The sequence below is a fragment of the Streptomyces sp. CB01373 genome (assembly GCF_002803075.1).
GTDB lineage: Bacteria > Actinomycetota > Actinomycetes > Streptomycetales > Streptomycetaceae > Streptomyces.
Map to the genome: position 1 here is coordinate 304,055 of NZ_NNBK01000011.1, position 23,510 is coordinate 327,564.

Here is a 23,510-nt window from a genome sequence, read left to right on the forward strand (position 1 = left end):
GACGGTCCCGCGCCGATGAGCCCCCGCACCCTCGCCTTCGTCGAGAGCCCGGTACAACTGCTGAACGTGCTGGAGTGGGCTCACGCCCGCGGTCATACGGCCGACCGCGCCCCCGGTCCGGGCGGGACCGCTTCCGGCGCCCGCCCGGAGTCGGGGCTCACCCTCGTCGTGCTGTCGCCGACCGATCCGATGAGCCGCGGCCAGCTGCGGCGGATGGCCCAGCTCGCCCGGGACGAGGGGCACGAGGTGCGCTGGGAGGAGGCGCGGGGCGGGGCCGGGGCGCCGCTGCGGACCATCGGCGGCCTGGCCGGGCCGCTCCGGCGGGCCGAGCGGGTCGTGATGGGGGACCCGTTCTCGCGCTATGTGCAGCTGCTGCTGACGATCACCCGGGCGCGGGAGCTCGTGGTCGTGGACGACGGCACGGCGACGATGGAGTTCGTCGGCCAGCTCGCCCGCGGCGAGCGGCTGGTGCGCTGGCACCGCAAGGGCGGCCGCCGCGGCCCGCGGGACCTCGTCCTCGGCCCGGTGTCGGCCGTCGCCCGGCGCCGGCTCACCCCTCGCGGGGAACGCCGCCGGGTGGAGGTGTTCTCGTCCATGCCGATCGACGAGACCCCGCAGGGCGTGACCGTCACCGCGAACCGCTTCGCCTGGACCCGCGCCCGCTTCGGCCCGCCCACCGTCATCGCGGGCGCCGACCTGGTCGGCACGTCACTGGTGGAGACGGGCGTCGTCGACGCCGACCGCTACGTGGACGCCGTACGGGCACTGGCCAAGGCGCACGGGGCGCTCCGCTACTTCGCCCACCGGCGCGAGAGCACCGAGAAGCTGCACCGGCTGGCCGTGGAGACGGGCCTGCAGATCGTCCGCCCCGAACTCCCGCTGGAGCTGATCGCCCGCCGGGGCCCGATCGGCCGTACGATCCTCAGCTTCCCCTCCACCGTCGTCCACACCCTGCCGCTCGCCCTGGCCGGCACGGAGGTGCGCGTCACGGTCTGCGACATCGACCCGAGCTGGCTGACGGCGCACGCCTCCCCGCGGGCCCAGGGCTTCCTCTCCGGCGTCACCGGCACCGCCCGTGACGTGCATCGCCTCGCCCGTACGGCCCAGACCGGCTGAACGCCCCTCCGGGGCGTTCCGGGGCGGCTCCGAGGGGCCCGGAGGGGACGGGAGCCCCACGGACGGCCGTCCGCCAGGTGAACATTGCGGGCGTGGTTCCCGTGGGACGTGGTATGCGTGGAGAAAAGAACAAATGGGGCGGGGTGCCAGGGGCGTGACGTGAGCCACTCCCCCCGGGGCCCCGTGATCCGCTCGGCCGGCGAAGGCGGGCGAGTTTACCCATCCCAGTCGATACGTATGCGCCGGGCGGTCACCTTTCCTTCCCCTAACGGGTTGAACTTTTGTTGATCGAGGGTCAGTTGACCACCCCGGCGTCCTACCCTTCAGAGGGTGAAGCAACTGATGTCCCCAGAGTCCGAGGCCGATCTCCCCGCTGATGCCACCGCGGAAGCCGCCCTTCCCGGCACCCTGCCGGAGGCGCTGTACGCCGAGCTCGTCGCGTTCCGGCGCGACCTGCACATGCACCCCGAGCTCGGCAACCAGGAGTTCCGTACCACCGCCGCGATCAAGGAGCGGCTGGAGGAGGCCGGGCTCGCGCCGCGGGTCCTGCCGGCCGGGACCGGGCTCGTCTGCGACATCGGGGGCGATCCCGGTGGCGGGGGGCCGGGTGTGCTCGCCCTGCGCGCCGACATCGACGCCCTGCCCATCCCCGACACCAAGAGCGAGATCCCGTACCGCTCCACCGTGCCCGACCGCGCCCACGCCTGCGGGCACGACGTGCACACCTCCGTCGTCCTCGGTGCAGGACTGGTCCTCGCGGACCTGCACCGGCGGGGGCTGCTGCCGCGGCCCGTGCGGCTGATCTTCCAGCCCGCGGAGGAGGTGCTGCCCGGCGGCGCCGCCGAGGTCATCAAGAGCGGCGCGCTGGACGGAGTGAGCCGGATCGTCGCCGTGCACTGCGACCCCCGGGTCGACGCCGGCCGGATCGGACTGCGCCAGGGACCCATCACCTCCGCCTGCGACCGGCTGGAGGTCATGCTGGACGGCCCCGGCGGGCACACCGCGCGACCGCACCTGACGACGGACCTCGTCACCGCCGCCGCCCGGGTGGTCACCGACGTGCCCGCGCTCGTCGGACGGCGGGTCGACACCCGCGCCGGGCTCGCCGTGACCTGGGGGCGAATCGAGTCCGGGCACGCCCCGAACGTGGTCCCGCAGCACGCCGAACTCGCCGGGACGGTCCGCTGCCTGGACATCCACGCCTGGCGGCAGGCGCCCGACATCGTGGTCGCCGCGATCGACGAGGTCGCCAACCTGCACAAGGCCAAGTCCGAGATCAACTACGTGCGCGGGGTGCCGCCGGTCGTCAACGAACCGGTGGTGACCGAACTGCTGCGCGAGGCGATGACCGCCCGGCGCGGCGCCGCCGCCGTGGAGGACACCGAGCAGAGCCTCGGCGGCGAGGACTTCTCCTGGTACCTGGAGAACGTGCCCGGCGCGATGGCCCGGCTCGGGGTCCGCACCCCGGGCGAGCGGACCGTGCGCGACCTGCACCAGGGCGACTTCGACGCCGACGAGTCCGCCATCAGGGTGGGCGTGGAGCTGTTCACCGCCGCCGCCCTGCTGCACCCGACGCACTGATCCGGCCGGCGAAGGGGCGCCCGGAAGGTGCCCCTTCCTCCGGTCGTGTCACCCGTCCCCGTCCCGGGCCCCGCGAATCACCCCCTGTCGGCACGGTTCGGTAACGCCGGGTTCAACCCCGTTTCCCTCGGCCTCTACGCGCGTTACTGTGCGCCGGAATCGCCACCAGCGGCGGCTCATGGGGAAAGCGGGCCGGCGACGGTGCCGTGGGCAAGAAGGGGTGCTTGCTGTGCGTCTGAACTCATCGAGGACCAGGTTCTCCCGAGCCGCGGTGACCGTAGCGGTCATCGCTCTCGCGGCCGCCGGGTGCGGCAAGTCCAGCAACGACTCGTCCGGCGGCGGCGGCGGCTCCGACGCGTCCGGCGCGTACTCCGGCAAGGGCATAGGCCTGGCGTACGACATCGGCGGCAAGGGCGACCAGTCCTTCAACGACGCCGCTTTCTCCGGTTTCGAGAAGGCCGAGAGCGAGTTCAAGATCGGCGGCCGGGACGTCGAGCCGAACGACAGCGAGTCCGACGCCGACAAGATCCAGCGCCTCGAACAGCTCGCCAAGGCCGGTTACAACCCGATCATCGGGGTCGGCTTCGTGTACGGCCCGGCGGTCAAGGCGGTCGCCGCCAAGTTCCCGAAGACGACCTTCGGCATCATCGACGACGAGACCGTGAAGGCCGACAACGTCGCCGACATGGTCTTCCACGAGGAGCAGGCCTCCTACCTCGCCGGTGTCGCCGCCGCCAAGGCCACCAAGAAGAACCACATCGGGTTCATCGGCGGTGTGGACATCCCGCTCATCCACAAGTTTGAGGCGGGTTACGTCCAGGGTGCCCAGTCGGTCAACCCGAAGATCAAGATCGAGAAGCAGTACCTGACGCAGACCCCGCAGGAGGGCGGCTTCTCCAGCCCCGACAAGGGTGAGAGCGCCACCAACGGCCAGATCGACGCCGGCGCCGACGTCGTCTACCACGCGGCCGGCCTGTCCGGTCAGGGCGTCATCAAGTCCGCCGCCGCGCACAAGGTGTGGGCGATCGGCGTCGACTCCGACCAGTACCAGCAGAGCTCCCTGGACAAGTACAAGGAGTGGATCCTCGGCTCGGCCCTGAAGAACGTCGGCGGCGCGGTCTACGAGCTGACCAAGTCCGTCGTCGACGGCAAGCCGCTGTCCGGCGAGGTGCGCGGCGACCTGAAGTCGGGCGGCGTGGGCTTCGCCGACTCCAACCCGAAGTACAAGGCCATGAAGGACGTCGTCGCCGCCGTCGACAAGGCCAAGCAGGACATCATCGACGGCAAGGTCACCATCAAGACCCAGTGACCGCGCCGTCGGGCCGCAAGCACTGGCTGAAAGGCCCCGGACCGTACCGGTCCGGGGCCTTCCCGCGTCCCGGTGCCGGCGTGCGGCGCGCATGCCCGCCGTGACGGGGCGGCCACGGCCCGCCAGGACGGGGGCCGGTGGGAGTCCCCGGCGTGTGCCCGCGCCGGGCCAGATTGGAACCGAAGGATCAAAACGGTCGGATAACACTCTGGCAAGGAGGGGTTTTCCGCCATGTCTACGCGCGTTACGCTGCGGCGGAACCAGCGCCTGGTATGGGCGCTTGCACGAAGGAGTCTCGTTCCATGCGCCGGGTGTCCCGTATAGCGGTCGCGAGTGTCGCGACCGCAGCTCTCGCCGTCACTGTTTCCGCATGTGGCAGCAGCTCGTCCAGCTCGTCGGCCGGTGGCGGCGACAAGAACCTCGGTCTTGCCCTCGCCTACGACGTCGGCGGCAAGGGCGACCAGTCCTTCAACGACGCCGCCACGGCCGGCATGGACAAGGCCGACCAGGAGTTCGGTTACAAGAGCACTGCCGTCGAGCCGCAGGACGGTGAGTCGGACGCGGACAAGGTACAGCGCCTGGAGACGCTCGCCAAGCAGGGCTACAACCCGGTGATCGGCGTCGGCTTCGCCTACGCGCCGGCCGTCAAGGCCGCCGCCGCCAAGTTCCCGAAGACCACCTTCGGCATCGTCGACGACAACCAGATCTCGGCGAGCAACGTCACCGACCTGGTCTTCCACGAGGAGCAGGCCTCCTACCTGGCCGGTGTCGCCGCCGCCAAGACGACCAAGACGAACACCGTCGGCTTCGTCGGCGGCGTGGACGTCCCGCTCATCCACAAGTTCGAGGCGGGCTTCAAGCAGGGCGTCGCGGACACCAAGAAGGGTGTCACGGTCAAGTCGCAGTACCTGACCCAGACCGCCGAGGAGGGCGGTTTCTCCAGCCCCGACAAGGGTGAGAACGCCGCCAACGGCCAGATCGACGCCGGTGCCGACGTCGTCTACGCCGCCGCGGGCCTGTCCGGCCAGGGTGTGATCAAGGCCGCCTCCGAGCACAAGATCTGGGCCATCGGCGTCGACTCCGACCAGTACAAGCAGGGCGCGCTGGCCAAGTACAAGGACTCGATCCTCACCTCGGCCATGAAGGACGTCTCCGGCGCGGTCTTCAACCTGGCCAAGTCCGTCAAGGACGGCAAGCCCGAGACCGGTGAGGTGCGCGCCAGCCTGGCCACCGGCGGTGTGAGCCTTTCCGACTCCAACCCCGTCTTCAAGAAGAACGCCGACCTCCAGAAGGCGATCAAGAAGGCCGAGGAAGCCATCAAGAACGGCTCGATCACGGTCAAGGACTCCTGACCGAACGACCGCGGGCGGCCCCTCGTAGGGATGGCCTGAACGACGCTGCGGCGGCAGCGTCACGGCGGCGGAACGGGGTGTGGAAGCGCACAGCGACTCGCACCCCGTTCACGCGGCAGAATGCTCGGAACGGATCGAGGACAAGTCAAGGTCGATCAGGTCCGGGCACTATTTAAAGCAGGGGCGCTACGCGCGTAGAGCGGCCCCTTTCCCCAAGGAGAGTCGCCATCGACGCGTCCAGCAGCCCTCCGCTCACCGCCCAGCCGACCATCGCGGTAGAGCTCGCGGGCATCACCAAACGGTTCCCCGGGGTCGTGGCCAACCACGACATCCACCTGACGGTCCGCAAGGGAACCGTGCACGCCCTCGTCGGCGAGAACGGCGCCGGCAAGTCCACCCTGATGAAGATCCTCTACGGCATGCAGAAGCCGGACGAGGGCACCATCGCGGTCGACGGCGAGGAGGTGAGCTTCGGCAGTCCCGCCGACGCCATCGCCCGCGGCATCGGCATGGTCCACCAGCACTTCATGCTGGCCGACAACATGACCGTGCTGGAGAACGTCGCCCTCGGCAGCGAGAAGCTGTACGGCATCGGCGGCGGCGCCCGCAGGAAGATCAAGGAGATCTCCGACCGCTACGGCCTCGGCGTCCGCCCCGACGCCCTGGTCGAGAACCTCGGCGTCGCCGACCGTCAGCGCGTGGAGATCCTCAAGGTCCTCTACCGCGGCGCCCGCACCCTCATCCTCGACGAGCCGACCGCCGTGCTCGTCCCGCAGGAGGTCGACGCGCTCTTCGACAACCTGCGCGAGCTCAAGGCCGAGGGCCTGTCGGTCATCTTCATCTCCCACAAGCTGGGCGAGGTCCTGTCGGTCGCGGACGACATCACCGTCATCCGCCGCGGCACCACCGTGGGCACGGCCGTTCCCGCCGAGACCACCTCGCGCCAGCTCGCCGAGATGATGGTCGGCAGCGAACTGCCCACCCCGGAGACCGCCGAGTCCACGGTCACCGACCGCGCGGTCCTCACCGTCGACAAGCTGCGCCTGGAGGCCGAGGGCGGCCGGGCCGTCCTCGACGACATCAGCTTCACCATCCGCGCCGGCGAGGTCCTCGGCCTCGCGGGCGTCGAGGGCAACGGCCAGACCGAGCTGATCGAGGCGCTCATCGGCCTGAAGTCCGCCGACTCCGGCACGATCACCCTCGGGGACGAGGACGTCACCTCCTGGCCCACCCGCAGGCGCCGCGAGTCCGGCGTCGGCTACATCCCCGAGGACCGCCACCGGCACGGGCTCCTGCTGGAGGCCCCGCTGTGGGAGAACCGCATCCTCGGCCACGTCACCGAGCGCCCCAACGCCAAGGGCTTCTGGCTCGACCCCAAGGGTGCCCAGGAGGACACCCGCCGGATCGTCGAGGAGTACGACGTCCGCACCCCCGGCATCGACGTCACCGCCGCCTCCCTGTCCGGCGGCAACCAGCAGAAGCTGATCGTCGGCCGTGAGATGAGCCACAGCCCCAAGTTCCTGATCGCCGCCCACCCCACCCGCGGTGTGGACGTCGGCGCGCAGGCCGCGATCTGGGACCACATCCGTGAGGCCCGCCGCGAGGGCCTGGCGGTGCTGCTGATCTCCGCCGACCTGGACGAGCTGATCGGTCTGTCCGACACCCTGCGGGTGATCTACAACGGCCGCCTGGTCGCCGACGCCGACCCCGCCACCATCACCCCCGAGCAACTGGGCTCGGCCATGACGGGTGCCGCGTCCGGCCATCTGGAAGACACCGAAACCACCGCGGAAGACGCCGGTCCGGAGGACGAGGCCCGATGAAGAAGTTCGACAAGGAGCGCGTGCTCCTCGCGGTGGCCGGCCCGGTCATCGCGCTCGTCGCGGCGATCCTGCTGACCTCGGTCGTGCTGATCGCCTCGGGCAAGAGCCCGATCGAGCCGTACACGCTGATGCTCGAGCAGGCGTCGTACTCCGACGTCCAGGTGCTGATCATCAACCAGGCGTCGATGTACTACCTGGCGGCGCTCGCGGTGGCCGTCGGCTTCCGCATGAACCTGTTCAACATCGGCGTCGACGGCCAGTACCGGCTCGCCGCGATGATGACCGCCGTCGTCGGCGCCCACCTGGCGCTGCCGTCCTTCCTGCAGATACCGACGCTGCTGCTCGTCGGCATGCTCACCGGCGCCCTCTGGGCCGGTGTCGCGGGTCTGCTGAAGGTCACCCGGGGCGTGAGCGAGGTCGTCGCCACGATCATGCTCAACGCCATCGCCACCAGCCTCATCGGCTACCTCACCCTCAGCGACGTCTTCGGTGTGCAGGTCGGCAACAACATGACGACCGGCACCATGAAGGAGTCCGGCTGGGTCTCGGGCATCGACCTCGGCTCGGACGTCGGCCAGATCTACGGCCTGGTCCTCCTCGCCGTCGTCATGGGCGTCGTCTACTGGATCGTCCTCAACCGCACCCGCTTCGGCTTCGACCTGCGCGCCACCGGCGCGTCGGAGAGCGCCGCCGCCGCATCCGGTGTGAACGCCAAGAAGATGGTGCTCACCGCCATGCTGATCTCCGGCGCGGTCGCGGGCCTGTCCGGCCTGCCGCTGCTGCTCGGCGACGCCCACACCTACAGCCTGAGCTTCCCGACCGGCCTCGGCTTCACCGGCATCACCATCGCCCTGCTCGGCCGCAACAACCCGGTCGGCATCGCCTTCGCCGCCCTCCTGATCGCCTTCCTCGACAAGGCCTCTCCCGCCCTCGACTACGCCACCCCCGTGGCGTACGAGAAGGAGATCGCCACCATCATGCAGGGCCTGATCGTCTTCGCGGTCGTCATCTCCTACGAGGCCGTTCGCCAGTGGGGCCTGCGCCGCCAGCAGAAGCAGGTCGGCGCCGAGCTCGCCGCGGCCGCCGCCCAGAACAACGTCCAGAAGAAGGAGGTGGCGGCCTGATGTCCACCGCGACCATCGCCAAGCCGCAGGCCAAACAGCCCGGCAAGGGCAGCCGCCGTGTCTCCCTCCCGGTACTCCTGCTGATCATCGCGGGCGTGCTGGTCCTGACCTCGGTCGTCCGCATCGTCACCGGCGCGAACGGCATCACCTCGACCGGCCAGATGTCCACCGCGCTGCGCCTGGCCGTCCCGATCGGCCTCGCCGGCCTCGGCGGCCTGTGGGCCGAGCGGTCCGGCGTCGTCAACATCGGCCTCGAGGGCATGATGATCCTCGGCACCTGGTTCGGCGCATGGGCCGGCTACCAGTGGGGCCCGTGGGCCGGTGTCGTCTTCGGCATCATCGGCGGCGCGCTCGGCGCCGTCCTGCACGCCATCGCCACGGTGACCTTCAACGTCAACCACATCGTCTCCGGTGTGGCGATCAACATCCTGGCACTCGGCACCACCCGCTACCTGTCGAAGTTCACCTTCGAGCACGCCCCCGGGGGCTCCTCGAAGCAGTCTCCGCCGATCGACTCGCTCGGCACCTTCGACGTACCGGGCCTGTCCAGCTGGCTGGAGACCCTCAACGGCAAGCACTGGTTCCTGGTCTCCGACGTCGCCGGCCTGCTCGGCGGTCTGATCACCGGCCTGTCGCCGCTGACCGTCGTCGCGGTCGCCCTGGTGCCGCTGTCCTGGTGGGTGCTGTGGCGCACCGCCTTCGGGCTGCGCCTGCGCTCCTGCGGCGAGAACCCGGTGGCCGCCGAGTCGCTCGGCGTCAACGTCTACAAGTACAAGTACATCGCCGTGATCATCTCCGGCGGCTTCGCCGGCCTGGGCGGCGCGTTCCTGTCCATCGTGGCCTCGAACGTCTACCTCGACGGCCAGACCGCCGGCCGCGGTTACATCGGTCTCGCCGCGATGATCTTCGGCAACTGGATGCCGGGCGGCCTCGCCCTCGGCGCCGGCCTGTTCGGCTACACCGACAGCCTGAACCTGCGTGGCGGCACGACCAACGTGCACGCGCTGATCCTGTTGCTTGCGATCCTGCTGGTGTTCGGCGCGGCATACCTGCTCTGGAAGAAGAGGCTGGTGCCCGCCGTCATCACCGCCGTGGTCTCGGCGGGGATGTTCGCCTGGTACCTCGGCACCCACGAGGTGCCCAAGCAGGTCGTGACCGCCACGCCGTACATCGTCACCCTGCTGGTGCTGTCGCTCTCGGCACAGCACCTGCGGATGCCGAAGGCGGACGGTCAGCCGTACCGGAAGGGACAGGGCAAGTGAGCGCGGACACGACGGTCGACTGGGCGGCGCTGCGCCAGGAGGCGCGCGCGGCGATGACCCGCGCGTACGTCCCCTACTCGAACTACCCGGTCGGCGCCGCCGCCCTGGCCGACGACGGCCGGATCGTCACCGGCTGCAACGTCGAGAACGCCTCCTACGGGCTCGGCCTGTGCGCCGAGTGCGGTCTGGTCTCGCAGCTCGCGAACACCGGGGGCGGCCGGCTGACGCACTTCACGTGCGTGGACGGCAAGGGCGAGATCCTCGTCCCGTGCGGGCGCTGCCGCCAGCTGCTGTACGAGTTCGGCGGGCCGGAGCTGATCCTGGAGACCCCGGCTGGAATCCTGCCGCTGTCCGAGATGCTGCCGCAGGCCTTCGGGCCGGACCACCTCACCAAGTAGGACCCGGGCGGCTTTCCCGTACCCCCCTTGGGGCCGGGGAAGCCGCCCGCCCCCTTCGCACCCCGGAAGGAACCGAACCTCATGGCCATGGACGCCATCTCCGTCATCCGCACCAAGCGGGACCGCGGCGAACTCAGCGGCGAGCAGATCGACTGGGTGATCGACGCGTACACCCGCGGGGAGGTCGCCGACGAGCAGATGTCCGCGCTCGCGATGGCCATCCTCCTCAACGGCATGAACCGGGGGGAGATCGCCCGCTGGACCGCGGCGATGATCGCCTCCGGCGAGCGCATGGACTTCTCCTCCCTGTCCCGCCCGACCGCCGACAAGCACTCCACGGGCGGTGTCGGTGACAAGATCACGCTGCCGCTGGCCCCGCTGGTCGCGGCCTGCGGCGCGGCCGTCCCGCAGCTCTCGGGCCGCGGCCTCGGCCACACCGGCGGCACGCTGGACAAGCTGGAGTCGATCCCCGGCTGGCGTGCGCTGCTGTCCAACGAGGAGATGCTGTCCGTGCTGGACGGCGCCGGCGCGGTGATCTGCGCGGCGGGCGACGGCCTGGCCCCCGCGGACAAGAAGCTGTACGCCCTGCGTGATGTGACCGGCACGGTCGAGGCGATCCCGCTGATCGCCTCCTCCATCATGTCCAAGAAGATCGCCGAGGGCACGGGCTCGCTGGTCCTCGACGTGAAGGTGGGCACCGGCGCCTTCATGAAGACCCTCGACGACGCCCGTGAGCTGGCCTCCACGATGGTCGGCCTGGGTACCGACCACGGCGTGCGGACCGTCGCGCTCCTGACCGACATGTCGACCCCGCTCGGCCTGACGGCGGGCAACGCGCTGGAGGTCCGCGAGTCGGTCGAGGTCCTGGCCGGCGGCGGCCCGGCGGACGTGGTCGAGCTGACGCTGGCCCTGGCGCGCGAGATGCTGGACGCGGCCGGCCTGAAGGACGCGGACCCGGCGAAGGCCCTGGCCGACGGCTCCGCCATGGACGTCTGGCGCCGCATGATCGCGGCCCAGGGCGGCGACCCCGACGCCCCCCTGCCCACCTCCCGGGAACAGCACGTGATCACGGCCCCGTCCTCCGGCGTCCTGACCCGCCTCGACGCCTACGACGTCGGTGTCGCCGCCTGGCGCCTGGGCGCCGGCCGTGCCCGCAAGGAGGACCCGGTCCAGGCGGGCGCGGGCGTCGAGCTGCACGCCAAGCCCGGCGACCTGGTGACCGAGGGCCAGCCCCTTCTGACCCTCCACACCGACACCCCCGAGCGCTTCGAGTACGCGCTCCAGTCGGTCGAGGGCTCGTACGACATCGCGGCCCCCGGCACGGACTTCACCGCCTCGCCGGTGGTGCTGGAACGTATCGCCTGACCTGCGCTTTCCGTGTTCGGCTGAACGGGATCGGTGGACCTCCACCGGTCCCGTTCGGCATGCTGGGATCGGTGACGCACCGATAGGGATCCGTCGTGAGCGCACTCATCGTCAGCGGCTGACAGGCTGACAGGCTGTCAGCCCAGCAGTGCCGCGACCGCCACCAGCACCGGCACCGACAGGATCGTCGACAGCAGGATGGACTCGCGGGCCAGGGACTCGCCGACGCGGTAGCGGCTCGCGTAGGTGAACAGGTTCTGTGCGGCGGGCAGGGCCGAGGTCACCACCACTGCCAGCAGCGGCGCTCCGCTCAGACCGAAGACGCCCGCCGCCAGGGCCCAGGCCACCAGTGGCTGGCCCACCGACTTCAGGGCGACGGCGAGCAGCACCAGGTGGCGGTCGCGGCCGCGGCCGGGGGCCGCGCTGCCGCGCAGGGAGATGCCGTAGGCCAGCAGGACGGCCGGGACCGACATGTTGCCGATCAGGGCGATCGGGTCCATGACCGCGCCGGGTACCCGCAGGCCGGTCGCGGAGACCAGGACCCCGCTCAGGGAGCCCACCGCGATCGGGTTGCGCAGCGGGGTGAGCAGGCGTTGCCACAGGGATCCCTTCTCGCCCGTGCCGGAGAGATCCAGCACCGTCAGGGCGATGGGCGTGACCATGATCTGCTGGAACAGCAGCACCGGGGCCACCAGGGAGGCGTCGCCCAGGACGTACACGGCGATCGGGATGCCGAGGTTGCCGGAGTTGACATAGCTGGAGCACAGGGCACCGATCGTGGTGCGGCCCACGCCCCAGCGGCGGACCGCGCCGAAGGCCACGAAGACGCACGCCGTCGCGGCCGTGCTCAGCGCCGTCACCAGCAGCCGGCTGGAGAAGATCACCGACAGGTCGGCCCGCGCGAGCGTCGTGAACAGCAGGGCGGGGGACGCCACGTGGAAGGCCAGCCTGGTCAGCACCTCACGGCCCTGGTCGCCGAGTGAGCCGCGGCGCCCGATGACGTAGCCGACGCCGATCACGACCGCGATGACCGCGAACCCGCTCAGCACCCCTTGCACACGGCCTCCTCCACGGGCAGGAGGCCGTCGGGTATCCAGGGCGGTGCTGATCCGTGGGGCATACGGTCACCCTCAGGTGAGGGCGGGGAGCGGGTCAATGTGATCTCCGGCGGGCCTTTGGCCACGGGTCCGCGATGAGTTGTGCCCGGCCGCACGGTCTACAGACTGTGGATGCCAGGACACCTGCCGTGCTCGTGCTCGCCGGCCCCGTCACCCGGGAGGAGGTGGCGCGGCTGTGCGCGGACGTGCGGGTCCTGCTGGAGGACACCCGGGCCGGAGTCGTGGTGTGTGACGTCGGGGGGCTCGGACCGCCGGGGCTCGGCGTGGTCGACCTGCTGGCGCGGCTCCAGCTCACCGCCCGGCGGGCCGGCGGCCGCATCCGGCTGCGCGACCCCGATCCGGCGCTAGACGCCCTCCTTGGTCTGGTCGGCCTCTCCTTCGAGATGGAGCGGCAGCCCGAACAGCGGGAACCACCGCTGGGTGTCGAGGAAGCAGTGGAACCCGGTGATCCGGCCCTCTGACGTCTCCAGGACCTGCACCGCCCACGGGGTGAAGCCGCCGTTGTCCGGGTCCGGCTTGTACTGGGCGAAGCCCGGCATCCCGTTGGCCAGCACCGGCAGCAGCCGTGAGCCCGCGCAGGCCGCGCCCAGCGTCGTCATGAAGCCCGTGATGTCCGACGGGCCCGTCAGCCACAGGTCGAACGGCGGCATCGTCATCACCGCGTCCTCGTGCAGCAGCGCGGTCAGCTCCGCCATGTCGTACCCCTCGAACGCCTTCACATAGCGTTCCAGAAGCCGTCGCTGGGCCTCGTCCAGCGGGTCCGACACGGCCGCCTCGACGGCCTTGTCGCCCCGCTCGGCGAGCGTGGCGCGGGCCCGTTGCAGGGCGCTGTTGACCGAGGCGACCGACGTGCCCAGCAGCTCGGCGACCTCGCTCGCCCGCCAGGCCAGCACCTCGCGCAGGATCAGCACGGCCCGCTGCTTGGGCGGCAGTTGCTGCAACGCGGCCATGAAGGCGAGCCGCACCGAGTCCCTGGTGACGGCCGCCTCCGCCGGATCCTCGACCGGGGGCAGCACCCGGGCGTCCGGCATCGGCTCCAGCCAGGTGTGGTCCGGGCGCGGGGACAGTGCCGCGCGGGCCAGTGGCGTGGACTCGGTCAGGTCCATGGGCCGGGCGCGCTTGTTGCCCGCTGCCAGCATGTCCAGGCAGACGTTCGTCGCGATGCGGTAGAGCCACGAGCGGAGGCTGGAGCGTCCCTCGAACTTGTCGTAGCTCCGCCAGGCCCGCACGAGGGTGTCCTGGACCGCGTCCTCCGCCTCGAAGGACGAGCCGAGCATGCGGTAGCAGTAACCGGTCAGCTCGACCCGGTACTCCTCCAGCCGCTCGTCGAGACCCGTCGTCGCCGTCGTGCCGTTTCCCATCGTCCACCCGCCCCCGTGGCCGTCCCGTTCGTGGCTGTGCGCGTCATCACGCCCAGCACTCCGGAAGCTACCGCAGCCCACTGACAACGGCCCCTGGAGCGGAAGAACCCGCAGGTCGGGAGGTTGTACGGCCATGAACCCGCGGCCCGGACACCGGCGTCCCGGACGGCCATCGGGGCGGTGGGCGACCAACTCTCCGACGGGGCGCACGACCCCGGCGGAGCCCGCCATGTCGCCTTCGCCCACGATGACGGTGCCGGAGCCGACGAAGGCGCCGACACCGACCGGCCGCCGGCCTCCCACCACGGCCGCGTCGGCGCCGGGCGCCCGACTCCCGGCCCGGCGCGGCTGAGAGGCCTGGCACACGGCGTCGGTGAGCTGTTCTGCGTCCGGCGCGGCTACGCATACACCGCGCCCGGCGCGGCTGAGCGATCCGGCATCCGGCCGTGACCACCGAGCCGCCCGGCGCCCACCGTGGCCCAGCCGCCCAGCGGCCCAGCCGCCCAGCCGCCCAGCCGCCCAGCTCCCGGCGCGGCTGAGTGGTCCGGTGTGCGATGTGCCGTTACGCCGGCACCGGCTCCCGCCGCGCCGCGACCCTGGCCGCCCGAGAGCCGAGCGCCGTGATCGTCACGACGCCCAGGACGGCCAGCACGCCGACCCCGGCCGTTCCCGGCCAGCCCTGTGCGTGGAAGGCCATGGCGCCCACCGTGCTGCCCACGCTGGAGCCCACGTAGTAGGCGGACTGGTAGAGCGCCGAGGCCTGCGCGCGGCCGTGCGTCGCCGTCCGGCTGACCGCCGAGGAGGCGACCGCGTGACCGGCGAAGAAGCCCGCGGTGATCAGAACCAGACCCAGCAGGACCAGCGCGACCGAGTCCACGAGGGACACCAGCAGACCCGCCGCCGTCGTGGCGCCCGCCAGGTACAGGGCGCCCCTGCGGCCCAGGCGGCCCACCAGCCGCCCCGCCGTCGACGCGGACACCGTGCCCACCAGGTACACCAGGAAGATCGACCCGACGATGCCCTGCGGCAGGGAGAACGGCGCCTCGGTCAGGCGGTAGCCGATCGCCGTGTAGACCCCGCCGAACACCGTCATGAACAGCGCGCCGATCGCGTACAGGCGGCGCAGCAGCGGATCGGCGAGGTGGTCGCGGACCGAGCGCGCCAGCACCCGTGGGCGCAGCGAGCCCGCCCTGAAGTGCCGCGGCGCCGGAAGCAGCAGGCGGAAGGCCACCGCGCAGCCCACCGCGATCACTCCGATCACCCCGACGGCCACCCGCCAGCCCCACTCCTGGGCGACCCAGCCGGTGATGACCCGGCCGCTCATGCCGCCCACACTGTTGCCGGCCACGAACAGGCCGATCGCCGTGACCAGGGCCCGAGGCCGGACCTCCTCCGCCAGATACGCCTGCGCCGAGGCGGGCAGCCCCGCGAGGGCCGCGCCCTGCAGCGCCCGGAGCACCACCAGCGCGCCCAGCGACGGCGCGAACGGCACCAGCAGCCCGACGACCACCGCGACCGCCAGCGAGGCCGTCATCACCGTACGCCGTCCGAAACGCTCCGACAGGGCGCTCGCCGGGAGCACGAACAGCGCCAGGCCGCCCGTCGCGGCGGCCACCGTCCAGCTCGCGTCGCCCGCCGCCACATGGAACTCGCCGGAGATCAGCGGCAGCAGGGCCTGGGTGGAGTACAGCAGCGCGAAGGTGGCGACACCCGCGAGGAAGAGGGCGAGGCTCATCCGGCGGTAGCCGGGGCCTCCCGGGGTCATACGGGAGTCGGAGTCGGGGACTGAGGCGACGGCGCCCATGATCGTGGGCGCCCCGGTATCGGCGGGAGTCATGCGTCGACCGTAAGAAGGCCCGCACTCATCCGTCCAATGCATGGACTCGGCATAATCGTTCCCATGGTGCATCAGTCGAGGTCGCAGCCGCGTCTGTCACAGACCGGTGACACAGAAGACATCGTCGCGTTGCTGGCGCCCCGCCTCGCGCACTTCGCAGGCGTGGCCCGCACCGAGCACGTCACCCGGGCCGCGCAGGAGATGCGGGTCCCGCAGTCCACGCTCTCGCGGGCCATGGTCCGGCTGGAACAGGACCTCGGCGTCGACCTCTTCGCCCGCCGGGGCCGCACGGTCTCCCTGACCCCCGCGGGCCGCACCTTCCTGACCTCCGTGCAGCGCGCCCTCGCCGAGATCGAGCGCGCCGCCGAGGAGGTGCGCGCGGACGCCGACCCGGCCACCGGCAAGGTCGCCTTCGGGTTCCTGCACACCATGGGCGCCGAGACCGTACCCGGCCTCATCCACGCCTTCCGCGCCGACCATCCCCGCGTCCGCTTCAGCCTGGTGCAGAACTACGGTGAGGCCATGCTGGAGGGACTGCGGGCGGGCGAGCTCGACCTCTGCCTGACGTCCCCCGTGCCGGACGCCCCCGATCTGGTGGCCCGCCGTCTCGACGAACAGAAGCTGCGTCTGGTCGTCCCCGCCGAGCACCGGCTCGCCGCCCGGCGCCGCGTCCGCCTGGCCGAGGCCGCCGAGGAGTCGTTCGTGACCCTGGAGCCCGGCTACGGCCTGCGCCGCATCACCGACGCCCTGTGCCGGGAGGCCGGCTTCAAGCCGCGTGTCGCCTTCGAGGGCGAGGAGGCCGAGACCCTGCGCGGACTGGTCGCGGCGGGCCTCGGGGTCGCCCTTCTGCCCCCGCCGGCCTTCCCCCGCCCCGGAGTCGCCGAGCTGACGGTGACGGCGCCGCGCGCGGTGCGGGAGATCGGTGTGGCATGGCTGGAGGGCCACCCGGACACGCCGCCGGTCGCGGCGTTCAAGAAGTTCCTGCTCGCCAAACGCGGCAGGCTGCTGCCCGCCTGAGGGCGAGTCGCCTCCCCTCCGGGGGCCGCCGCGGCCCACCGGCGGCGGACTGCTCGCCACCTACCGCGAGTTGCTCCCCGAGGGCGGCCTGCGGCCCTACCGCCGCAGTGTCCTCCCGAACCCGGCCGCGAGCGGCATCCGCAACCCCAGCGGCGGCGGCGCCGCCAGCGCGTCCTGCACCGGCCGTGAGAACACCCGCCCGAACAGCGAGCCCATGACGAAGTCGGTGGTGAGCGCCAGGACTTCGTCCCGGTACTGGCGCAACCCGTGCCCGTCGGCGTGCACTTCGAACCGGCACACGTCCCGGTTCGCCTTCTTCGCCCGCTCCGCGAACCGGAACGACAGCTCGGGGTCGGTCCGTTCGTCGTTCGTGCCGTGCACGATCAGCACCTGGCGCCCGGCGAGCTGTTTGACCGGTTCGGGGGAGGCCGCCATGTCGTCCTCGGGCAGCCAAGGAGCCAGGGCCACCACGGAGTTGACGGTCTCGTGCCCGGCCGCGTGCAGTGCGGCGCGGCCGCCCATGCCGGGACCGGCCAGGCATACCGGCACGTCCCCGTAGCGCCGCACGACCTCCTCGACCGCCCACGCGGCGTCGGCGGCCGCGTGTGCCTCGGCGCCGTTCCAGCCGCGGAAGCGGTAGTGCACCACGTGCACGGCCAGGTCCTCCTCGCGCCCGGCGCGGGCCAGCCGGCGCCCCAGCGCGCGCAGCGAGGCGGCCGCCAGCACCGGCGAGGGTCTGCGGGTGGACACCTCCTGGGCGCCCGGGAGCAGCAGCACCGCTCCGCCCACCGCCGCCGGCTCCGTGCCGAGCGTCCTCCCCAGCCGGGCCGTGCGAACCGGCGTCGCTTGGTGTGCCATGCCAGAACAGTGTCAGAAACACCGCTGCACGCCACCCGTCCGGGCGGTCACCGTTACATATCGACGGTTGTGTACACACGTGATCTACGCGCGTAGGAGTTACAGTGCGAAAATGACGAGCCAGACTGCGCACCAGGGGAACACCCCGAGCTCGGACCAGATCCGCCGGGCGCCCAAGGTTCTGCTCCACGATCACCTCGACGGCGGGCTCCGCCCGGGAACCGTCGTCGACCTGGCCCGCGCGTCGGGCTATGCGCACCTTCCCGAGACCGACCCGGACAAGCTCGGCCTGTGGTTCCGCGAGGCCGCCGATTCCGGCTCGCTGGAAAGGTACTTGGAGACGTTCTCGCACACCGTCGGCGTGATGCAGACCCGTGACGCCCTCGTCCGGGTCGCCCGCGAGTGCGCCGAGGACCTCGCCGAGGACGGCGTCGTCTACGCCGAGGTGCGCTACGCCCCCGAGCAGCACCTGGAGGGCGGGCTGAGCCTGGAGGAGGTCGTCGAGGCCGTCAACGAGGGCTTCCGCGAGGGCGAGCGCACCGCCCTGGAGAACGGTCACCGCATCCGGGTCGGCGTGCTGCTGACCGCGATGCGGCACGCGGCCCGCGCCCTGGAGATCGCCGAACTCGCCAACCGCTACCGGGACTCGGGCGTGGTGGGCTTCGACATCGCGGGCGCCGAGGCCGGCTACCCGCCCACCCGGCACCTGGACGCCTTCGAGTATTTGAAGCGGGCGAACAACCACTTCACGATCCACGCGGGCGAGGCCTTCGGGCTGCCGTCCATCTGGCAGGCGCTCCAGTGGTGCGGCGCGGACCGCCTGGGCCACGGCGTGCGCATCATCGACGACATCCAGGTCCACGAGGACGGCACGGTCGAACTCGGGCGGCTGGCCTCCTACGTCCGCGACAAGCGCATCCCGCTGGAGCTGTGCCCCAGTTCCAACCTCCAGACCGGGGCGGCGTCCTCGTACGCGGAGCATCCGATCGGGCTGCTGCGCCGGCTCCACTTCCGGACCACCGTCAATACGGACAACCGTCTCATGTCCCACACCAGCATGAGCCGGGAGTTCGAGCGGCTGGTCGAGGCATTCGGATACACGCTCGACGACATGCAATGGTTCTCTGTCAATGGGATGAAATCAGCATTCATCCCTTTCGATGAACGGCTGGCGATGATCAATGACGTGATCAAGCCCGGATATGCGGCGCTGAAATCCGAATGGCTGTTTCAGCAGACCGTGTCCACCAGGGGTTTCTCTTCCCCGGGAGAGTGATCGGCGGATACGGGAACACCTCCGGGACGCATATTCCGTCCGTATTTCGATGTTTGCGGAAGGCGGCTCGGCGTGTTTACGGTCGTGGACCGCTCAGTTCCCTGTCTTCCACCCAAGGACGCGTTTTCATGAAGCAGTCTGCCGCCAAGTCCCTCGGTGTCGTCGCCCTCGGGGCCGCCTTCGCCGCCGTCGGCGCGGGTGCCGCGAACGCCGCGCCGGCCGTTCCGGACGCCGGCCAGGCACTCGGCACCGTCGGCAAGGCGCTCCCGACGGAGAACGTCACCAAGTCGCTGCCCGGGGCCGGCCAGGCGCTGGACCAGGCCAAGCCCGCGATGCAGTCGGGTCTCGCGGCCGCGCAGCCGGCCGCTCAGGGCCTGCTCCAGAACGGCCCGACCAAGCCGGTCGGCGGTCTGCTCGGCGGCCTGCCGCTGCAGGGCCTGCCCACCCACGGCCTGCCGCTGAACGGCCTGCCGCTGGGCTGAGCCCCGGGGCCTCTCGCCGACCCCCTGCCGCGGACACACCGGCACGGCTGGGGCGTACCTCCTGGTTCCAGGGTGCGCCCCAGCCGTGCCGCCGTGTCCGCGGATGCGGCGTTCACCACGCGCTGCCGGCCGTCTCCTCGGAGGGCAGCAGGATCCACAGCGCGATGTAGACCAGGAACTGCGGGCCCGGCAGCAGGCAGGACAGCAGGAAGAGCACGCGCATCGTCGTCGCGGAGGTGCCGAAGCGCCGTGCCAGCGCAGCGCACACTCCGCCGATCATGCGGCCGTGGGTCGGGCGGGCGAGGGCGGTCATCTCGACTCCTTCGTGGTCTGTCGGTGCGGGGCCTCCCCGTCGGCTGCCCCGTCCTGGTGCCGCGGCAGGTGACGTTTGCAAGGGGCGAACGCTGCCTGTCGGGGCACTGGTTCCACGCTACGGAGACGAAGGCGGCAGAGCGTCGCTCCACGGGGCGAGGCCGACCCTGGGAATCGTCGGGGTGCGCCCCTGAGGCGGGTCCTCCTGGCGATGGGCGGTCCGGTCCCTGCGCTCCGCCCCGCGGCGGAGGCGGGAGCGGCCGGCGGGGACGACCGCGAGGTGGGCGAGCGCCACGCCCACGGTGTTCATCAGGACCGTGTCGACGTCGACCACCCGGCCCGGCACGCCGGTCTGCAGCAGGGCGATGCCCAGCGAGGCCAGGGCGCCGGCGGCGACCGTGCGGATCAGCGAGCCGACAGGGGAGACACGGAGGCAGCCGTGTGTCATCGGCAGCAGTACGCCCAGTGGCCCGAGCAGCGCCAGTCCCTCGCCGATGCGCCGGGCCGCCCCGGGCCAGCCCAGCGCCAGGTCGGCCCGGATGGTGGAGAGCGGACGCAGATTGGGCGGCGTCACCCAGGGGACGTCCAGCGGACGCAGCGTGAGCCAGGCGACGAGCGCGAGGTGGGCGACGAGGAGGACACCCCCTGTCACGCGGACGTGGATCGCGGCGCTGCCGCGGTTGGAGCCTTGACGCTGCACGCCACCCAAGACGCACCCCCCGGCACGATCGGTTCCGGCCGGACACCCCAGTGACAGGTGAGTGCTGCGCCACACCCGGCACCACACCCGGCGCCGCGCCCGTGCCCCGCACGTGCGTGTCACGCGCGGTGGCGTCCCGGTGCGCCGCGCCGGCGCCGCCCCCGGGAACGGCACACGGTGCCGTTCCCGTGCCGGGCGTGGTGCCCCGTACCGGTGCCGTTGCCGCGCGCCGCCTCTCCCGTCAGCCGTCCCCCACCGGGGCCGACGGGGGCAGGCCGGTGCCCGGGCGGGAGCGGAGCTCTCCGGTGCACTCGTAGCGGCGCAGGGCCGTGTCGTCCGGGCCGCCGAGGACGACGGAGCCGTCTCCCTCGGCGGCGGCCGAGTCGGACAGGGTGCACACGATCTGGGCGAGGGCGTACGGGGCGAGGCCGGCCGGCGCGCTGCTCAGCCGGAGCGTGTCGGCGGGGTCACGGGGGCGGGGCCCCTCGACCCTCAGTCCGCCCGGGACGTGCGTGGTGTACCCGGCCGCCTTCTCACCGGGCGACGGCGGCGTGGCGAGCTGGTCGAGCAGCCCCTGGGCCACGATCACCCGCCGCCGCGCGTCCACGGTGCTCTCCGGCACCCGTACCGTACGGTCGACGGTCACCAGCGACGAGCCGCACAGCAGGAACACCTGGACGGGCACGCCGCGCGAGGACTGGATGGCCAGGTCGGGCTGGGACAGCGAGCAGGGCACACGGGAGGGCGCGCCGCCGAAGTCCGTGGGCACCTCGGTGGGCCGGATCCCGCACCCGGCGAGCAGCAGGCCGAGGGCGGTCAGCGCCGCCGGCAGGAGTCGGCGCGCGTTCATCGGGCGGCCCCCTTCGAGCCGTTGTCCTTCTGCCCGTGCTCGGTACGCTCCGCGGCGAGCTCGGAGGCGTCCCGCGGCAGCCGCAGCGTGAACACCGCACCGCCCTCGGGCGAGTTGGCCGCGGTGATGCCACCGCCGTGGATGTGCGCGTTGTTCAGGGCGATGGACAGCCCGAGGCCGCTGCCCTCGGAGCGGGGCCGGGACGCGCTCGCCTTGTAGAAGCGGTCGAAGACGTGCGGCAGCACGTCCTCGGGGATGCCCGGTCCGTGGTCGCGCACCTCGATGACGATCTCGGCGGGCCGCTCCCCCTCCGCGGCCGACTCGCGCACCGACACCCGCACCGGCGAGCCCCCGTGCTTGAGCGCGTTGCCGATGAGGTTGGCGAGGATGACGTCCAGGCGGCGCGGGTCGAGCTGGGCGTGGATGCCGCGCTCGGCGTCCAGCTCGACGGCGTCCAGCCAGGCGCGGGCGTCGACGCAGGCGGTGATCAGGTCGGCGATGTCGACGTCGTCCAGGACCAGCCGGGCCGTGCCCGCGTCGAAGCGGGTGACCTCCATCAGGTTCTCGACCAGGTCGTTCAGCCGCCGGGTCTCGCTGACGACGAGCCGCACAGCCGGCTCGATCATCGGGTCGATGCCACCGCCCTCGAATTCCAGTTCCTCCTCGAGGACCTCCGTCACGGCGGTGATGGCGGTCAGCGGCGTACGCAGCTCATGGCTCATGTCCGCGACGAAGCGGCGGGAGGACTCGTCGCGGGCCGCCATGTCGGCGACCCGTTTCTCCAGCGCCTCGGCCGCCTTGTTGAACGTCCGGGAGAGATCGGCGAGTTCGTCGGTGCCGGACACCCGCAGCCGGGTGTCGAGCTTGCCCTCGCCGAGCCGGCGCGCGGCGACTCCCAGCCGGTGCACCGGCTTCAGCACCGTCGTGGCGGCGGCCTGGGCGAGCAGGGCGGCACCGATGAGGGCCATGCCGGTGGCGATGCCCAGGGACCAGGCGAGCGAGTTGAGATCCTTGGCCTCCGGCTCCAGCGACTTGAGCATGTAGCCGGTCGGACCGCCGCCGATCACCCGCGTGCCGGCCACCAGATACGGGGTGCCGTGCATGACGATCCGCTGCCAGTACAGGTGGTACGGCGCCTTGTTGGCCTTGGAGAGCGGCTGCTGCCTGTTCACCGCGGTGCGCAGCGAGAGGGGCACGTCCTGCAGCGAGAAGCCGTTCAGCCCGCCGGAGTTGCCGTACAGCGTCCTGCCGTTCGCGTCCTGGCCGACGAGCAGCACGCTGAACCGCTGGCTGCTGCCCGCCATCTGGCCCGCGGTGTGCTGGAGCTGGTCCTGCGTGGTGTGCACCGGCAGCGCGCCCGCGCGGTTCTGCACCTCCTGCTGGAAGTCGCGCAGCGCCGCGTCCTGGGCGCGGGTGAGCACCGCCTCGCGGTTGAGCCAGTACGCGATCCCGGACGCCGACACCGCCGCGGTCAGCGCCACCAGCGCGAAGACGACGACCAGCCGCAGCCGCAGACTGGTGAACCGGAGCCGGGACAGCGTCCCCCTGTTGCGATCCGAGGCCCAGTCGCCGAGCCCGCCCTGCTCGTCGGTCACTGAGGCGCGTCCAGGCGGTAACCGACGCCGCGCACGGTTCGGATCAGCGTCGGGGACGACGGCACGTCCTCCACCTTGGCGCGCAGCCGCTGCACGCAGGCGTCCACGAGCCGCGAGTCACCGAGGTAGTCGTGCTCCCACACCAGCCGCAGCAACTGCTGCCGGGACAGCGCCTGCCCGGGCCGGCGGCTCAGCTCCAGCAGCAGTCTCAGCTCGGTCGGGGTGAGCTGGAGGTCCTCGCCGTTCTTCGTCACGGTCATCGCCGCCCGGTCGATGACGAGGCTGCCGAAGGTCGCGGCGTCGTTCGCCTCCCGCTCGCCGCGCCGCAGCACGGCCCGGATCCGGGCGTCCAGCACCCGTCCCTGCACGGGCTTGACCACGTAGTCGTCGGCGCCGGACTCCAGCCCGACCACCACGTCGATGTCGTCGCTGCGCGCGGTGAGCAGAATGATCGGCAGCTGGTCCGTGCGCCGGATGCGCCGGCACACCTCGAACCCGTCGATGCCGGGCAGCATCACGTCCAGCACGATCAGGTCCGGCCGCTGCTCGCGCAGCAGCTTCAGACCGTCCTCGCCGCTGGCAGCAGTGGCCACCCGGTGTCCCTGGCGCGTCAATGAGAGCTCCAGGGCCGTTCGGATGGCGTCGTCGTCCTCGATCAGCAACAGGGAAGGCACGGACCTCATTCTGGCCCATGCGGGGTCGCTGTTTCGACACCCGTACGGCACCCGTACCGCGACCTGCGCGCGGTAACGGGCTCCCGACTCCTGTGACAGG

Annotated in this window: 23 protein-coding genes; 14 read left to right on the top strand and 9 right to left on the bottom strand. The window is 71.7% G+C overall.

The annotated features are described in order from the left end of the window. Window positions 1-15: 15 nt before the first annotated feature. From CG719_RS19255 to CG719_RS19295, 9 genes are all read left to right on the top strand, one after another. The gene (locus CG719_RS19255) at window positions 16-1,116 is read left to right on the top strand and encodes a hypothetical protein (protein WP_100569886.1); all 1,101 of its coding nucleotides are present in this window, start codon (window positions 16-18) and stop codon (window positions 1,114-1,116) included. 342 nt (window positions 1,117-1,458) lie between these two features. Beyond that, window positions 1,459-2,697 carry an amidohydrolase gene (locus CG719_RS19260; protein WP_100569887.1) on the top strand — a complete coding sequence of 413 codons (1,239 nt, stop codon included), beginning with the start codon at window positions 1,459-1,461 and terminating at the stop codon, window positions 2,695-2,697. A gap of 271 nt (window positions 2,698-2,968) precedes the next feature. Next, entirely contained in the window at window positions 2,969-4,006 is a 1,038-nt protein-coding gene (locus tag CG719_RS19265; RefSeq protein WP_100569888.1) for a BMP family lipoprotein, read from the top strand. 302 nt (window positions 4,007-4,308) lie between these two features. Then, entirely contained in the window at window positions 4,309-5,358 is a 1,050-nt protein-coding gene (locus tag CG719_RS19270; protein ID WP_100569889.1) for a BMP family lipoprotein, read from the top strand. Window positions 5,359-5,585: 227 nt separating this feature from the next. Beyond that, on the top strand, window positions 5,586-7,181 hold the full coding sequence (locus tag CG719_RS19275; RefSeq protein WP_199836692.1) for an ABC transporter ATP-binding protein: 1,596 nt from the start codon (window positions 5,586-5,588) through the stop codon (window positions 7,179-7,181). Next, window positions 7,178-8,305, top strand: a complete 1,128-nt coding sequence (locus CG719_RS19280) for an ABC transporter permease (RefSeq protein WP_100569891.1) — start codon at window positions 7,178-7,180, stop codon at window positions 8,303-8,305. Before CG719_RS19275 ends, CG719_RS19280 begins: the two co-directional genes overlap by 4 nt. Then, window positions 8,305-9,567 (top strand): ABC transporter permease, encoded by a 1,263-nt coding sequence (locus CG719_RS19285; RefSeq protein ID WP_100569892.1) that lies wholly within the window; start codon window positions 8,305-8,307, stop codon window positions 9,565-9,567. Before CG719_RS19280 ends, CG719_RS19285 begins: the two co-directional genes overlap by 1 nt. After that, on the top strand, window positions 9,564-9,965 hold the full coding sequence (locus tag CG719_RS19290) for a cytidine deaminase (protein WP_100569893.1): 402 nt from the start codon (window positions 9,564-9,566) through the stop codon (window positions 9,963-9,965). The genes CG719_RS19285 and CG719_RS19290 overlap by 4 nt, the downstream gene beginning before the upstream one ends. 81 nt (window positions 9,966-10,046) lie before the next feature. Continuing rightward, on the top strand, window positions 10,047-11,330 hold the full coding sequence (locus tag CG719_RS19295) for a thymidine phosphorylase (RefSeq protein ID WP_100569894.1): 1,284 nt from the start codon (window positions 10,047-10,049) through the stop codon (window positions 11,328-11,330). A gap of 137 nt (window positions 11,331-11,467) precedes the next feature. On the opposite strand, the gene CG719_RS19300 is transcribed toward CG719_RS19295, so the two are convergent. Continuing rightward, window positions 11,468-12,388 (bottom strand): AEC family transporter, encoded by a 921-nt coding sequence (locus CG719_RS19300; RefSeq protein WP_100569895.1) that lies wholly within the window; start codon window positions 12,386-12,388, stop codon window positions 11,468-11,470. Window positions 12,389-12,522: 134 nt separating this feature from the next. Between CG719_RS19300 and CG719_RS19305 the strand changes: the two genes are divergently transcribed. Next, window positions 12,523-12,909, top strand: a complete 387-nt coding sequence (locus tag CG719_RS19305; RefSeq protein ID WP_159024895.1) for an STAS domain-containing protein — start codon at window positions 12,523-12,525, stop codon at window positions 12,907-12,909. Here CG719_RS19305 and CG719_RS19310 read toward each other — a convergent pair. After that, the gene (locus CG719_RS19310; RefSeq protein ID WP_100569896.1) at window positions 12,793-13,809 is read right to left on the bottom strand and encodes a sigma-70 family RNA polymerase sigma factor; all 1,017 of its coding nucleotides are present in this window, start codon (window positions 13,807-13,809) and stop codon (window positions 12,793-12,795) included. The genes CG719_RS19305 and CG719_RS19310 overlap by 117 nt on opposite strands. 180 nt (window positions 13,810-13,989) lie before the next feature. Here CG719_RS19310 and CG719_RS19315 point away from each other — a divergent pair, with 180 nt between their 5' ends. Next, complete coding sequence (locus CG719_RS19315) at window positions 13,990-14,259, top strand: hypothetical protein (protein ID WP_159024896.1); 270 nt, start codon at window positions 13,990-13,992, stop codon at window positions 14,257-14,259. A gap of 112 nt (window positions 14,260-14,371) precedes the next feature. Here the strand turns inward: CG719_RS19315 and CG719_RS19320 are convergent, their stop codons facing one another. Continuing rightward, a complete protein-coding gene (locus CG719_RS19320) occupies window positions 14,372-15,646 on the bottom strand; it encodes an MFS transporter (protein WP_100569898.1) in 1,275 nt (424 codons plus the stop codon). A 63-nt stretch (window positions 15,647-15,709) separates the two neighbouring features. Here CG719_RS19320 and CG719_RS19325 point away from each other — a divergent pair, with 63 nt between their 5' ends. Then, window positions 15,710-16,663 (top strand): LysR family transcriptional regulator, encoded by a 954-nt coding sequence (locus CG719_RS19325; protein WP_100569899.1) that lies wholly within the window; start codon window positions 15,710-15,712, stop codon window positions 16,661-16,663. Window positions 16,664-16,759: 96 nt separating this feature from the next. Here the strand turns inward: CG719_RS19325 and CG719_RS19330 are convergent, their stop codons facing one another. After that, window positions 16,760-17,521, bottom strand: coding sequence for an alpha/beta fold hydrolase (locus CG719_RS19330; RefSeq protein ID WP_100569900.1), 762 nt, complete (start codon window positions 17,519-17,521; stop codon window positions 16,760-16,762). Between the two features lie 112 nt (window positions 17,522-17,633). On the opposite strand from CG719_RS19330, the gene CG719_RS19335 reads away from it, so the two are divergent. Beyond that, window positions 17,634-18,797, top strand: coding sequence for an adenosine deaminase (locus tag CG719_RS19335; RefSeq protein WP_100569901.1), 1,164 nt, complete (start codon window positions 17,634-17,636; stop codon window positions 18,795-18,797). A gap of 128 nt (window positions 18,798-18,925) precedes the next feature. Next, on the top strand, window positions 18,926-19,279 hold the full coding sequence (locus tag CG719_RS19340) for an ATP-binding protein (RefSeq protein ID WP_100569902.1): 354 nt from the start codon (window positions 18,926-18,928) through the stop codon (window positions 19,277-19,279). Between the two features lie 112 nt (window positions 19,280-19,391). On the opposite strand, the gene CG719_RS19345 is transcribed toward CG719_RS19340, so the two are convergent. The 5 genes from CG719_RS19345 to afsQ1 all read right to left on the bottom strand — a co-directional run bounded on the left by CG719_RS19345 (window position 19,392) and on the right by afsQ1 (window position 23,410). Then, the gene (locus CG719_RS19345; RefSeq protein ID WP_100569903.1) at window positions 19,392-19,592 is read right to left on the bottom strand and encodes a PspC domain-containing protein; all 201 of its coding nucleotides are present in this window, start codon (window positions 19,590-19,592) and stop codon (window positions 19,392-19,394) included. A 117-nt stretch (window positions 19,593-19,709) separates the two neighbouring features. Further along, the gene (locus CG719_RS19350; RefSeq protein WP_100569904.1) at window positions 19,710-20,291 is read right to left on the bottom strand and encodes a VanZ family protein; all 582 of its coding nucleotides are present in this window, start codon (window positions 20,289-20,291) and stop codon (window positions 19,710-19,712) included. Window positions 20,292-20,532: 241 nt separating this feature from the next. Then, window positions 20,533-21,141: a hypothetical protein gene (locus tag CG719_RS19355; RefSeq protein WP_100569905.1), complete on the bottom strand. Its 609-nt coding sequence runs from the start codon at window positions 21,139-21,141 to the stop codon at window positions 20,533-20,535. Further along, window positions 21,138-22,736 carry a sensor histidine kinase gene (locus CG719_RS19360; RefSeq protein WP_100569906.1) on the bottom strand — a complete coding sequence of 533 codons (1,599 nt, stop codon included), beginning with the start codon at window positions 22,734-22,736 and terminating at the stop codon, window positions 21,138-21,140. Before CG719_RS19360 ends, CG719_RS19355 begins: the two co-directional genes overlap by 4 nt. Beyond that, window positions 22,733-23,410 carry a two-component system response regulator AfsQ1 gene (afsQ1, locus tag CG719_RS19365; RefSeq protein WP_100569907.1) on the bottom strand — a complete coding sequence of 226 codons (678 nt, stop codon included), beginning with the start codon at window positions 23,408-23,410 and terminating at the stop codon, window positions 22,733-22,735. The genes CG719_RS19360 and afsQ1 overlap by 4 nt, the downstream gene beginning before the upstream one ends. Between the last annotated feature and the right edge of the window lie 100 nt (window positions 23,411-23,510).

Excerpts from the sequence above, each read along its gene's own strand:
- CG719_RS19295 (WP_100569894.1), top strand. The coding sequence starts at position 10,047 with ATGGCCATGGACGCCATCTCCGTCATCCGCACCAAGCGGGACCGCGGC.
- CG719_RS19340 (WP_100569902.1), top strand. The coding sequence starts at position 18,926 with ATGAAGCAGTCTGCCGCCAAGTCCCTCGGTGTCGTCGCCCTCGGGGCC.
- CG719_RS19260 (WP_100569887.1), top strand. The coding sequence starts at position 1,459 with ATGTCCCCAGAGTCCGAGGCCGATCTCCCCGCTGATGCCACCGCGGAA.
- CG719_RS19330 (WP_100569900.1), bottom strand. The coding sequence starts at position 17,521 with ATGGCACACCAAGCGACGCCGGTTCGCACGGCCCGGCTGGGGAGGACG.
- CG719_RS19345 (WP_100569903.1), bottom strand. The coding sequence starts at position 19,592 with ATGACCGCCCTCGCCCGCCCGACCCACGGCCGCATGATCGGCGGAGTG.
- CG719_RS19285 (WP_100569892.1), top strand. The coding sequence starts at position 8,305 with ATGTCCACCGCGACCATCGCCAAGCCGCAGGCCAAACAGCCCGGCAAG.
- CG719_RS19305 (WP_159024895.1), top strand. The coding sequence starts at position 12,523 with ATGAGTTGTGCCCGGCCGCACGGTCTACAGACTGTGGATGCCAGGACA.
- CG719_RS19280 (WP_100569891.1), top strand. The coding sequence starts at position 7,178 with ATGAAGAAGTTCGACAAGGAGCGCGTGCTCCTCGCGGTGGCCGGCCCG.
- CG719_RS19320 (WP_100569898.1), bottom strand. The coding sequence starts at position 15,646 with ATGACTCCCGCCGATACCGGGGCGCCCACGATCATGGGCGCCGTCGCC.
- CG719_RS19335 (WP_100569901.1), top strand. The coding sequence starts at position 17,634 with ATGACGAGCCAGACTGCGCACCAGGGGAACACCCCGAGCTCGGACCAG.
- CG719_RS19255 (WP_100569886.1), top strand. The coding sequence starts at position 16 with ATGAGCCCCCGCACCCTCGCCTTCGTCGAGAGCCCGGTACAACTGCTG.
- CG719_RS19355 (WP_100569905.1), bottom strand. The coding sequence starts at position 21,141 with ATGAACGCGCGCCGACTCCTGCCGGCGGCGCTGACCGCCCTCGGCCTG.
- CG719_RS19270 (WP_100569889.1), top strand. The coding sequence starts at position 4,309 with ATGCGCCGGGTGTCCCGTATAGCGGTCGCGAGTGTCGCGACCGCAGCT.
- CG719_RS19310 (WP_100569896.1), bottom strand. The coding sequence starts at position 13,809 with ATGGGAAACGGCACGACGGCGACGACGGGTCTCGACGAGCGGCTGGAG.
- CG719_RS19325 (WP_100569899.1), top strand. The coding sequence starts at position 15,710 with ATGGTGCATCAGTCGAGGTCGCAGCCGCGTCTGTCACAGACCGGTGAC.